Genomic DNA, 11,709 nt, shown 5'->3' on the forward strand with positions numbered 1-11,709 from the left:
TTAGCGGTCGGGCAGCGGACTGCCCGACCGGAACGGCTAGCGGCCGATGAGGGCGTCGATTTCGCCATCGATCTCGCGCATGACGCCGGTGATGTGCTGTACCACCTCCAGACAGCTTGCCGGCGTCAGCGAATCAGGTCGCTTAGCCTCAAAAGGGGCGCACAGTTGTTGTAGCGCAGTAATCCCCAGGATTTGTGCTGAACCGTGCAGACGGTGCAGCGCCCGCAGAAAGGTCTGCGGTTCATGCCGGGCGATAGCCTGTCCGGCGGCCTGTAAATCTGTGGCCGACGCATCGCGGAACGTCTCCAGCATCTCAGCCATCAGCGCCTGGTCTCCCCCCGTATTTTCGGTCAGCACGCTGAGCTTCAGATGCCGGGCGGCGTTAGGTGATGCGTGGCCCACCGCTAAGCGGCTGAGCTCATGGCTCAGCGTCTGAACCGACACTGGCTTAAACAGACACATATTCATGCCGCTGGCCAGACATGCCTCCCGCGACTGCGGCAGCGCGCTGGCGGTCACTCCCCAAATCACCAGGCTCGGGTAGCGTCGGCGTAACGACGCCGCCAGCGCCAGGCCATCTTTCTTCGGCATATTGAGGTCCGTGATCAGCAGATCGTAATGTTTGCCGGCGAGCTTATTCTCCGCTTCTTCACCGTCGCAGGCTTCATCGACACTGTAGCCGATAGTGTTGAGCTGGCGTTTGAGCAACAGCCGGTTGGTGGGGTGGTCGTCCGCTATCAATATCGACAGCCCGGGCAGGGCCTGCGGCCTGGCGGGCAACGCCTGTGGCGCGTGAATCGCGCAGCGACTCACCCTGACCGGCAGCGTGATGGTGAAAGTGGTCCCCACACCCGGACGGCTGACCATCTCCAGCCGGCCCTGCATCAACGTAACCAGCTCCTGGCAAATGACCAGCCCCAGCCCGGAGCCGGTCTGCTGGCGTCCCTGGCGCGCCTGGGCATAGCGATGAAAGAGGGTGGCCTGCTCTGCTTCACTGATCCCGCAGCCGCTGTCGCTAACGATGAGGGTCAGCTCTCCCTGTGTCTCATCCGCCTGCGCCAGCCGGCAGGAGATCTGAATCGCGCCCTCGGCGGTAAACTTCAGCGCATTGCCGATGAGATTATTGAGAATTTGCCGCAGCGCCTGAGGGTCGACCCACAGCGCGATCCCCTCCTGCAGAGGGAGATGGCTATGCAGCGCGATCCCCTTCTGCTGCGCCAGCGCGCCGAAGGTGTGGCACTGCTGCGACACCACCTGCGCCACATCGCTCCACTGTGGGGTGATCTGGTATTTTCCCGACTCAATCTTGTCGATATCGAGAATATTGCCGATAAGTCCCAGCAGGGTTTGCGCCGTCGACCCCGCCAGCTCGATCGCCTCTTTACGCTGACCGACGTTCAGCTCCGGTTTCGCCAGCAGTTCCAGAAAGCCGACGATGGCGCTCACCGGCGTGCGCAGCTCGTGGCTCATGCTGGCCAGAAAGCGACTCTTGGCTTTTGTCGCTTGAATCGCTTTGTCTTTTTCCCGCTCCAGCGCGCAGGAGAGGGCTTCCTTCTGCGCCAGCTCCTCTTCCAGCCGCTGCTGAGAGTCTTTGCGTTTGCGTACTTCCCGGCACAGGGAGAGTCCCCAGCCGAGGCTGATGGCGATCAGCACCAGCGCGAAGGCGATCAGCTGGTAAAACTGGCGGCTGTACTGGCTCCAGTTCTCTATTTGCTGGCTGGAGATTTTCGACCACTTCTCGGTCATCTGCAGAATGTCCCGCGGCGGAATGGCCTGCAGCGCTTTGTTGAGCACTGCGGCCAGCACCGGTTCATCGCGTGGGATCGCCAGCCGAATGGCGGCGACCGGGAGTCCATCGATGCGGGTGTAGTGAAGATCTTGCGGATAGTAGTGATCGATCATATAGCGGGCGGAAAGCTCCGAGGCCACGGCGGCATCCGCCTCGCCTTCCTCCACCATCTTCATGGCGACACCAACGTTATCCGTCTCCACCCAGTTAACCTGCGGAAAGCGCGCTTTCAGGTCGTGGGCGGCGATCGGCCCCACCGGCAGGGCGATCCGTGCCGGGCGCGTCAGCAGATGCGGGTCGGGCGCGCTGCCGCGGGCGACCAGCACAAAGGCCACGTTAATGAGCGGCTCGCTGAGGGTGACGTAGGCCTGCGGCTGCGGGGTCAGGGTCGCGGCGGGCATGATCGCCCAATCCTCTTTTTCCATGCGCTTTGCCAGATCCTGACGATTGCGCACCAGAATAGGGTCAAACTGCAGCCCGGTCTGTAGTGAGAAAATATTCAGCATATCGGCCATGATGCCGCGCAGCTCATCTTCGTCATCCACCAGGGTAAAAGGTGGAAAGTAGGGGTTAACCAGCAGGCGGATGTGACGATGCTTCCGCAGCCAGCGCTGCTCCTCAGCGGTAAAAGGCAACGGGGTATTAAGAAACGACAGATCGCCGCGGTTGAGCCAGTTTTGCATGATCCGCATCGCGGTATCGCTGTCGATGGCGTGGATAAAACGGTCAAGGAGCTGGTGCAGCGCCGGTCGATCCTCGCGGGTGACAAAGCGGTTGTGCTGCTCCTGCTGACGAAAATAGTGTGCGATGACCAGCGATTGCGAGAAATATTTCGAGATGCAGTGGCCGGTGGTGATGTTATTGCCGATGAAATACTGATTCTCGCCGCTGACCACCGAGGCGAGAGCCTGATAGTCGCTATCGTAAAGGGTGATTTTGGCGTTGGGAAAGGCCTGTTGAATAATATCGAAAAAGGCGCAATCGCGGGTGCAGGCTAGCTTGACGCGGCGGTCGGTGGTTAGCGGCGGCAGGGGGGATTTTAGCGAGGTGACCAGCGTCGGCCAGGTTTTGATCAGCGGTGCGGATTGAACCAGGCCCGGGGCGAGCGCATCCCGGTGCGCCACCTGAGTGAGCAGGGTATCGACCTGGCGGTCGGCCAGGGCGGCCAGCGCCTGCTGCTCGGTGTCATATTGGCGGATAACCACCTTCAGCCCGAGGCTGTGCGCCATCAGCGCCAGATAGTCGGCGTTAATCCCCTGATAGCTTTCTTCGTCGCTGTCGTAGACGACGGGCGTCATCTCAGGGAGCCAGGTGCCGACGATCAGCGTTGGCTGGGCGGCCAGCCAGGCCTTTGCCTTATCGTTGAGCGGAATGTCGATCGCCGCAATGTGGGCATGGCTTTTCAGCTCCAGTTGCTTCATGGCAAACGCGGAGGGAGAGAGACTCAGCGCCAGCCCGACAATCAGGGATAAAATAAGACGAACGACCATGCCATCACCCTATTTTATTGCGTTGCGCAAAGTCATAAAGCTCAAGCAGGGAGCTGCAGCCTAATTTATCCATCAGACGGACCTTATAGGTGCTTACCGTCTTATTGCTGATATTCATTTTGCTGCCGATGGTGGTGTAGTCGATGCCGCTGAGAATATAGCGGAAGACCTTCATCTCCTGCGTTGACAGCGTATCCAGTCGGTCCTGATCGGTGATGCCGTGGGTGCAGAAGCGCTCCAGTGAAAAAGGGAAATAGCTGTAGCCATTATTGGCCGCGTCGATCGCGGCGAGGATATTATTCATTCCCTCTTTTTTACTCACAAAACCATTGGCCCCGCAGTCGGCGCTACGTTTGCCGTAAAACAGTTCATTCTTGGCGGAAATGACGATGATTTTTCCCCGGTAGCGGCGTTTTCGCAGCTGCTCCAGAACGTCTATGCCGCTGAGTTCCGGAATATCAACGTCGACGATCAGCAGGTCAGGCTGCATGGTTTCGGCGGTCTGTACCGCATGGGCGCCGCTGTCGAGTTCCGCTGCGACGGTAATGCCGTTGCTGTCGAGAAGGTTGCGAATGGCGATACGTGCCAATGGATGATCGTCAATGATTATCGCATTCATGGGGGCGTAAATCCTGATATGAAAAAAGAGGGCGATGCCTGATGCAGGTGCGGCGGGGGTTATTTTTATCGGTGCCGTAATAAGGCGCAATTGTAACACAAATCGTTTTCGGCCGGGAAAATATTGTGGATGTGTGCCTGCCGAATATATTTGCATATCGGGATGACAGCTGTAGGAAAAGGCGTTCGCTTGCTTCAGCGCTGTCTGCTGTTAAAAAAAATGCAAACGATTAATCTGCGCTTTTTAAGGTGAGGTGCCGGGAATATCGTCCGGTGACAGCTGGCAGGTAAAATAATAACAATGGTAAAAGCAAAGCGCCCCCTCTGGCGAAAATGTGCTTGGAAACGTCTGATGGCAGGAATAATCGTCCTGGCAATAAGTAACGCCGCGGTGGGAAAGGACGTGACGACCACTGAGGCGCGGACGCGCGATATGATGCGCTGTCAGGATTATCTGCAGCTGGATCCGCGCACCTGGACGCCGATGGTGATCTGGCTGATGAACGATCCTTTTTCCCTGCAGCCGCCGGAGTGGACCGACTTCCATGAAGCCGAGCTGGTGCTGACGCCGATCCTCACCGAAATCTGCCGTCAGGAGCCAGATGCCTGGCTGACTTCGCTGCGGGAACGGCTCAATTCTTATCAGCAGGTGCGGTCGCTGAACTAAGCGACCGCGGTAAAGCGGCAGAAAAAGTGACTAAACGTGCAGTTAGCGGCCAATTTCTGCGCCGAAGATCAGCAGCGGCCCGCTTTTTTCGACAGGGCGTCGCAGGTTTTGCTCGCTGGCGTCGGGTTGGCGCCGGCACAGATGGCATCCGAGACGGTGCTACTACCGCCCAGCGGGATCAGTCCATACAGTTTCGGCTCGGCGGCTTTAGTCACATAGCAGCGATGGCGGGTGTTGCCGATGGTCGCCACAAAGTTGGTTTTCACATCCTGCTGCTTCGCATCGGAAATGGTCACCTGCGAAACATCGACATTAAAGGCAAAAGCGGCGGCTTCTTTCATTTCGCTTTCCGTCGCCATCGGTGGTTTAGCTACGCAACCCGTTAATAACAGTGCCAGACAGGTACTGACTGATATATCCCGTATTTTCATATTTTCATCCTTTTGTGTGAGTCAGCGGGTTGTATATATGAGCGACGGGAGGGGGGCGTTGATTTTGATCAGCTGGTACAGGGAAGGGGTATTTTTCGGAAATTGGCCTGAATTGTTAAAGTTATCGTGAGCAGTATGAATTCCAGCGTTGCGGGAATGAAAGGTGTTTTATGCCGACCTTGCGTAGTAAGACAGAGTAAACAGGAACGCGGCAATGATGGACTGGCTTCGGGAGGTGGACAACGCAGATGGCCTGCGCAAACTTTTGCCAGGATAGAGCACTGTCTATTTTAGCGTAAGCGTAAATTTTCCTTTTCGCGATAACGGATTTTTTTATCCTCTTAGCGGAATGGCAAGAAAATGCTGACCACGCGCATTGCTCAACGGCTTATGTTGCCATTTTATCGCTATTCTAAAATTTAGAAACAAAAAAGCCACTCTTTCGAGTGGCCTAACTATATGTATTTACTGCTAAAATTTGGTGGCCCCTGTTGGGTTTGAACCAACGACCAAGCGATTATGAGTCGCCTGCTCTAACCACTGAGCTAAGGGGCCGTGGCGAGGGATTATAAAGTAACTGACGGTTGCAATCCAGCGTAAAGCGCGCAGCTGCTGTTTTTATAAACAATGCATTTTCAATCCTTTATAATCATGTTTTAGCCATACAGCCGGAGAAAACATGATTAGCGATATCCTTGCGCCGGGCCTGCGCGTCGTCTTTTGCGGTATCAACCCGGGGAAGTCTTCCGCCCATACCGGCTTTCATTTTGCCCATCCTGGCAACCGCTTCTGGAAGGTCATCCATCAGGCCGGCTTTACCGATCGGCAGCTCAGGCCGGAAGAGGAGCTGCAGCTGCTGGATACGCGCTGCGGCATCACCATGCTGGTTGAGCGTCCGACGGTGCAGGCCAGCGAGGTCGCCCTGCAGGAGCTGCGCAGCGGCGGCCGTGAGCTGGTGAAGAAGATTGAGGAGTATCAGCCGCAGGCGCTGGCGGTGCTCGGCAAGCAGGCCTTCGAGCTGGCCTTTAACCAGCGCGGGGCGAAGTGGGGGAAACAGGCGATGACCATTGGCACGACCCAGGTGTGGGTGCTGCCCAATCCCAGCGGTTTAAACCGGGCGACGCTCGATAAGCTGGTGGCGGCCTATCGTGAACTGGATGATGCCCTGGCGACCCGCGGTCAGTAGCGGAGAGCGGCGGCTTTCCCCGAGCGGCCAGCGAAACGCCATAAAAAAAGCTCCCCGCAGGGAGCTTTTTAACCGGCTTTGGACGCTGTCCCGCGACGATTAATCGTCGAGGAAGCTACGCAGCACTTCAGAACGGCTCGGGTGGCGCAGTTTACGCAGCGCCTTCGCTTCGATCTGACGGATACGTTCGCGAGTAACGTCGAACTGTTTACCCACTTCTTCCAGCGTGTGGTCGGTGTTCATGTCGATACCGAAACGCATACGCAGGACTTTCGCTTCACGAGCGGTAAGGCCGGCCAGCACGTCGTGCGTTGCCGCACGCAGGCTCTCGGTGGTCGCGGAATCCAGCGGCAGCTCGAGGGTGGTATCCTCGATGAAATCCCCCAGATGCGAATCTTCATCGTCGCCGATCGGCGTTTCCATGGAGATAGGCTCTTTGGCGATCTTCAGCACTTTACGGATTTTGTCTTCCGGCATCAGCATGCGCTCAGCCAGCTCTTCCGGGGTCGGTTCACGGCCCATCTCCTGCAGCATCTGACGGGAGATACGGTTGAGCTTGTTAATGGTCTCAATCATATGCACCGGAATACGGATGGTGCGCGCCTGATCCGCGATGGAGCGGGTGATCGCCTGACGGATCCACCAGGTAGCGTAGGTCGAGAACTTGTAGCCGCGACGGTATTCGAACTTATCCACCGCTTTCATCAGACCGATGTTGCCTTCCTGAATCAGGTCGAGGAACTGCAGACCGCGGTTGGTGTATTTCTTGGCGATCGAGATAACCAGACGCAGGTTCGCTTCCACCATCTCTTTCTTCGCACGGCGGGCTTTCGCTTCACCGATGGACATGCGACGGTTGATATCCTTCACCTGCTCGATGGTCAGGCCGGTCTCTTCTTCGATCTGCTGCAGCTTCTGCAGGCCGCGCTGCACGTCTTCTTTCACTTCCAGCAGCTTCTCGGACCACGGCTTGTTCATCGCCACCGCGGCGTTGAACCAGGTTTCGCTGGTTTCGTTGCCGGTGAACAGGGTGATGAAGTTTTTCTTCGGCATTTTGCACTGCTCAACGCACAGCTTCATGATGATACGTTCCTGAGTACGAACGCGATCCATCATGCTACGCATGCTGTTGACCAGGTAATCGAACTGCTTCGGCACCAGGCGGAACTGCTTGAAGACTTCAGACAGCTTCAGGATCTCTTCCTGGGCGGCGGCATGGCTACGACCTTTGGCTTTGATAGTGTCGCGCGTCAGCTCGTACTGGGTACGCAGCTCGGCGAACTTCTCACGGGCCAGCTCAGGGTCGATGCTGTTGTCGTCATCGCTGTTGTCGTCGGCGTCTTCATCTTCGTCTTCGTCTTCGTCGTCATCCATCTCTTCCTGAGACAGCTCGGAGCCAACGTGGGTGGCGGTCGGCGCCATATCTTCTTCGGCATTCGGATCGACGAAACCGGTGATCAGATCGGACAGACGGGCTTCTTCCGCTTCCACGCGGTCGTACTGCTCAAGCAGGTAGGTGATCGCTTCCGGGTATTCGGCAACGGAGCACTGCACCTGGTTGATGCCGTCTTCAATGCGTTTGGCGATGTCGATTTCGCCTTCACGGGTCAGCAGCTCTACGGTACCCATTTCACGCATGTACATGCGCACCGGGTCGGTCGTACGCCCGATTTCGGATTCCACGCTGGAGAGCACCTGCGCGGCGGCTTCGGCAGCATCTTCATCCGCGGTGTTTTCGGCAAGCATCAGATCATCGGCATCCGGTGCTTCTTCCATCACCTGAATGCCCATGTCGTTGATCATTTGGATGATGTCTTCGATCTGATCGGAATCGACGATATCTTCCGGCAGATGGTCATTGACCTCGGCATAGGTCAGATAGCCTTGCTCCTTACCACGTTGGACAAGAAGCTTCAGCTGTGACTGCGGGTTTTGCTCCATAAGACGGTATCCACACTTAATTCGTTTGATTGGTGTCGACAGGCGGGCTGTCGACATTTAAAGCGAGGGCGTACTTATATTATTGCCGCTGCGCCTCTGCGCGGCTGTCGGGGGCTTCCCGATCGATACTCGGCACTTAAGCCGTTAAATACGGTGTCCTTCACGTTGCTCTGCGTTCTGCTGCTGCATCAATGCAACGTGAATGACTGAGTCTGTCATTTATTTCTTCGCCAGCTCCTGGCTGATGGTCCAGAGCTCCCGGCGTTCCTCACTGCTTAAACCGTGTGTGCGATCGCGAGCAATCAACTCTTCCTGTCGCAGTTCCAGCAGTGAATCAAACATATGGTTGAGCGAGTCGGTGAAGGTTTGTTCAGCGATATCTTTATCTGCTATATCGTCCCACATCGACAGTTTTTCAAGGGTTGCGGCCTCTTTTGTGCCGCGATATTGCTCTAAAAGTTGCCCGGTAGTCAGACCAGGCTGCGCCAGACAGCTCTTCACCAGCTCGCCGAACAGGCTCAGCCCCGGCATTTTGCGCGAGTCCAGCCCCTCCAGCGGTGGGACTAACGGCGCCAGATCCGGGTTTTGCACCAGCAGTCCTATCAGTATACGCATGGTCGTGCGTTTTAGCTGTGGCGCGGGGCGCGGGGCGCCATTTTCCGCCTGTTTTGGCATTAAACGTTCAAGCTGGGCGTCATCTAAAATGCCCAGCTTGTTGCCCAGCTCCTGACGCAAATAGATGCGCAGGGTTTCGCCCGGTACCTGGGTTATCAGCGGCAGCGCCAGCGTGCTCAGCTGCGCGCGCCCGTCCGGCGTGCTGAGGTCGACCTGCGGCAGCAGGCTGTTAAACAAGAACGTGGAGAGCGGCTGAGCCTGCTCCATCCGCGCCTCGAACGCCGCTTTGCCCTCTTTACGCACCAGCGTATCCGGGTCTTCGCCGTCAGGCAGAAACATAAAGCGCAGCTGGCGACCATCGGTCATGTACGGCAGCGCCGTCTCCAGCGCGCGCCAGGCGGCATCGCGGCCGGCCCGGTCGCCGTCGTAGCAGCAGATGACGTTATTGGTCACCCGGAACAGCAGCTGGATATGATCGGCCGTGGTCGAGGTACCCAGCGAGGCGACAGCATAATTGATGTCGTACTGCGCCAGCGCCACGACGTCCATATAGCCTTCGACAACCAGCAAACGCGGTGGTTCGGGGTTGTCCTGCTGCGCTTCATACAGGCCATATAGCTGACGGCCTTTATGGAATATGTCGGTTTCCGGGGAGTTGAGATACTTCGGCAGGGCATCGCCCAGCACCCGTCCGCCAAACCCAATCACCCGGCCTCGCTTATCGCGGATGGGGAACATCACCCGTTCGCGGAAGCGGTCGTAACTGCGTCCCTGATCGTTGGTGACCAGCATGCCGGCATCAATAAGCGACTGGCGATTTTCCTGATTGCCGCCAAAACGTTTTAAAACGTTATCCCAACCTGGGGGAGCATAGCCGATGGCAAAGCGCGTAATCACCTCGCTGCTTAACCCCCGTTTTGCCAGGTACTGGCGCGCAGGGTCGGCGGCGGGCTGCATCAGAGACTGTTGATAAAACGTATTCAGACCATCCAGTAACTGGTAGAGGTTCTGCCGTTGATGGCGCTCTATCTGGCTGGGTCCGTTGCCTGCTTCATAAGGCACTTCGAGGTTGTGCATGGCGGCCAGCTCTTCGACCGTTTCCACGAACTCGAGCTTGTCGTAGTTCATCAGGAAATCGATAGCATTGCCGTGCGCCCCGCAGCCGAAGCAGTGGTAAAACTGTTTTTCACCGTTGACGGTGAAAGAGGGGGTTTTTTCGTTATGGAACGGACAGCACGCGTGAAAATTTTTGCCCTGCTTTTTCAGCTTTACCCGCGCATCGATCAGATCGACGATGTCGGTTCTGGCAAGCAGATCGCTAATAAATACACGTGGAATTCGTCCAGCCATAAGCCCCGTTATTTCTGATGACTATAAACGAAAATAAGCCGCGCATTCCTTTCGGAAGCACGGCCTTACAACTACAACTCGGTCTGAATTGAGAGCGTCGCTCTCAACAGATTAGTACAGACGAGTACGGCGTGCGTTTTCGCGAGCCAGTTTCTTCGCGTGACGTTTCACTGCAGAAGCTTTAGCGCGCTTACGTTCGGTAGTCGGTTTTTCATAGAACTCACGACGACGAACTTCCGCCAGAACACCTGCTTTTTCGCAGGAACGCTTGAAGCGACGCAGAGCTACGTCGAACGGCTCGTTTTCACGTACTTTAATTACCGGCATGTGCCTCTCACCTTTGATTAATTCGGTTTGCCGCTGGCCGCAATGCCAGCTTATTTCAAAATGGTGCGGAATTTTACTGCAACTACTGCTGCTTTGTAAAGCACCTGCGCCTTTTTTGAAAGGGACTTTTATAAGGGTGAGGAGTATACACGAAGAGAGCACCAGGGGTGAGCAAAGTTTTACATCGCCGGTCATTGGACCTACACTGCGCGGTATTGAAGCGAGGTAAAACAACTCATGCGTGTACTGGGCATTGAAACATCCTGCGATGAAACCGGCATCGCGATTTATGACGACCAGCAAGGTCTGTTAGCCAACCAATTGTATAGTCAGGTGAAACTGCATGCGGACTACGGCGGCGTGGTGCCGGAGCTGGCATCGCGCGACCACGTGCGCAAAACGGTGCCGCTGATCCAGGCGGCGCTGAAAGAGGCCGGCCTGACGGCGAAAGATATCGACGCCGTCGCCTATACGGCGGGTCCTGGCCTGGTCGGCGCGCTGCTGGTCGGGGCGACCGTTGGCCGGTCGCTGGCCTTCGCCTGGAACGTGCCGGCGATCCCGGTACACCATATGGAAGGGCACCTGCTGGCGCCGATGCTGGAAGATAACCCGCCGGCGTTCCCGTTCGTCGCGCTGCTGGTTTCCGGTGGCCATACGCAGCTGATCAGCGTCACCGGTATCGGCCAGTACGAACTGCTGGGCGAGTCGATTGACGATGCGGCGGGCGAAGCCTTTGATAAAACCGCGAAACTGCTGGGGCTGGATTATCCCGGCGGGCCGATGCTGTCGAAAATGGCGTCCCAGGGTACTGAAGGCCGCTTCGTCTTCCCGCGTCCGATGACCGACCGTCCGGGGCTGGACTTCAGCTTCTCCGGACTGAAGACCTTCGCCGCCAACACCATTCGCAGCAACGGCGACGATGAACAAACCCGCGCCGACATCGCCCGCGCGTTTGAGGATGCGGTTGTCGATACGCTGATGATTAAATGTCGCCGCGCGCTGGAGCAAACCGGCTTTAAGCGTCTGGTGATGGCGGGAGGCGTGAGCGCCAACCGCACCCTGCGGGCGAAGCTGGCGGAGATGATGCAAAAACGCGGCGGTGAGGTATTCTACGCCCGCCCTGAGTTCTGTACCGATAACGGCGCGATGATCGCCTACGCCGGCATGGTGCGTCTGCAAACCGGCGCCAAAGCTGAGCTCGGCGTGACGGTCCGCCCGCGCTGGCCGCTGGCCGAACTACCTGCCGCCTAAAGCGTCCTGAAACAGGCCGACGTCACGTCGGCCTGCCTACCTGA

The 11,709-nt window shown here is 57.1% G+C and carries 9 protein-coding genes and 1 tRNA gene; 3 read left to right on the forward strand and 7 right to left on the reverse strand.

Annotation, left to right across the window (positions count from 1 at the left end; translation table 11 throughout):
- Positions 1-36: 36 nt before the first annotated feature.
- Both ACLH1I_RS17145 and evgA read right to left on the reverse strand, forming a co-directional pair.
- A complete protein-coding gene (locus ACLH1I_RS17145) occupies positions 37-3,279 on the reverse strand; it encodes an ATP-binding protein (protein ID WP_198079825.1) in 3,243 nt (1,080 codons plus the stop codon).
- 4 nt (positions 3,280-3,283) lie between these two features.
- Positions 3,284-3,898 (reverse strand): acid-sensing system DNA-binding response regulator EvgA, encoded by a 615-nt coding sequence (gene evgA, locus ACLH1I_RS17150; protein WP_004205283.1) that lies wholly within the window; start codon positions 3,896-3,898, stop codon positions 3,284-3,286.
- Positions 3,899-4,198: 300 nt separating this feature from the next.
- Here evgA and ACLH1I_RS17155 point away from each other — a divergent pair, with 300 nt between their 5' ends.
- A complete protein-coding gene (locus ACLH1I_RS17155; RefSeq protein ID WP_075201815.1) occupies positions 4,199-4,564 on the forward strand; it encodes an HdeA/HdeB family chaperone in 366 nt (121 codons plus the stop codon).
- Positions 4,565-4,632: 68 nt separating this feature from the next.
- On the opposite strand, the gene ACLH1I_RS17160 is transcribed toward ACLH1I_RS17155, so the two are convergent.
- Both ACLH1I_RS17160 and ACLH1I_RS17165 read right to left on the reverse strand, forming a co-directional pair.
- On the reverse strand, positions 4,633-4,905 hold the full coding sequence (locus ACLH1I_RS17160) for a hypothetical protein (protein ID WP_004205279.1): 273 nt from the start codon (positions 4,903-4,905) through the stop codon (positions 4,633-4,635).
- Positions 4,906-5,474: 569 nt separating this feature from the next.
- A tRNA-Ile gene (locus ACLH1I_RS17165) sits at positions 5,475-5,550 on the reverse strand.
- 124 nt (positions 5,551-5,674) lie between these two features.
- Between ACLH1I_RS17165 and mug the strand changes: the two genes are divergently transcribed.
- A complete protein-coding gene (gene mug, locus ACLH1I_RS17170) occupies positions 5,675-6,181 on the forward strand; it encodes a G/U mismatch-specific DNA glycosylase (RefSeq protein WP_004205266.1) in 507 nt (168 codons plus the stop codon).
- Positions 6,182-6,280: 99 nt separating this feature from the next.
- On the opposite strand, the gene rpoD is transcribed toward mug, so the two are convergent.
- The 3 genes from rpoD to rpsU form a co-directional block, all read right to left on the reverse strand.
- The gene (gene rpoD / locus ACLH1I_RS17175) at positions 6,281-8,122 is read right to left on the reverse strand and encodes an RNA polymerase sigma factor RpoD (RefSeq protein ID WP_004174339.1); all 1,842 of its coding nucleotides are present in this window, start codon (positions 8,120-8,122) and stop codon (positions 6,281-6,283) included.
- 219 nt (positions 8,123-8,341) lie between these two features.
- Complete coding sequence (dnaG, locus tag ACLH1I_RS17180; protein WP_017899733.1) at positions 8,342-10,087, reverse strand: DNA primase; 1,746 nt, start codon at positions 10,085-10,087, stop codon at positions 8,342-8,344.
- Positions 10,088-10,198: 111 nt separating this feature from the next.
- Entirely contained in the window at positions 10,199-10,414 is a 216-nt protein-coding gene (rpsU, locus tag ACLH1I_RS17185; RefSeq protein ID WP_001144069.1) for a 30S ribosomal protein S21, read from the reverse strand.
- 237 nt (positions 10,415-10,651) lie between these two features.
- On the opposite strand from rpsU, the gene tsaD reads away from it, so the two are divergent.
- Complete coding sequence (gene tsaD, locus ACLH1I_RS17190; protein WP_002916879.1) at positions 10,652-11,665, forward strand: tRNA (adenosine(37)-N6)-threonylcarbamoyltransferase complex transferase subunit TsaD; 1,014 nt, start codon at positions 10,652-10,654, stop codon at positions 11,663-11,665.
- Positions 11,666-11,709 lie beyond the last annotated feature (44 nt).

Origin of the sequence: Klebsiella sp. 1SOBk10mer (assembly GCF_046602535.1) — a bacterium.
GTDB lineage: Bacteria > Pseudomonadota > Gammaproteobacteria > Enterobacterales > Enterobacteriaceae > Klebsiella > Klebsiella quasipneumoniae.

Coding starts and splice junctions, on each gene's coding strand:
- rpsU (WP_001144069.1), bottom strand. CDS start 10,414: ATGCCGGTAATTAAAGTACGTGAAAACGAGCCGTTCGACGTAGCTCTG.
- ACLH1I_RS17160 (WP_004205279.1), bottom strand. CDS start 4,905: ATGAAAGAAGCCGCCGCTTTTGCCTTTAATGTCGATGTTTCGCAGGTG.
- evgA (WP_004205283.1), bottom strand. CDS start 3,898: ATGAATGCGATAATCATTGACGATCATCCATTGGCACGTATCGCCATT.
- ACLH1I_RS17155 (WP_075201815.1), top strand. CDS start 4,199: ATGGTAAAAGCAAAGCGCCCCCTCTGGCGAAAATGTGCTTGGAAACGT.
- ACLH1I_RS17145 (WP_198079825.1), bottom strand. CDS start 3,279: ATGGTCGTTCGTCTTATTTTATCCCTGATTGTCGGGCTGGCGCTGAGT.
- dnaG (WP_017899733.1), bottom strand. CDS start 10,087: ATGGCTGGACGAATTCCACGTGTATTTATTAGCGATCTGCTTGCCAGA.
- tsaD (WP_002916879.1), top strand. CDS start 10,652: ATGCGTGTACTGGGCATTGAAACATCCTGCGATGAAACCGGCATCGCG.
- rpoD (WP_004174339.1), bottom strand. CDS start 8,122: ATGGAGCAAAACCCGCAGTCACAGCTGAAGCTTCTTGTCCAACGTGGT.
- mug (WP_004205266.1), top strand. CDS start 5,675: ATGATTAGCGATATCCTTGCGCCGGGCCTGCGCGTCGTCTTTTGCGGT.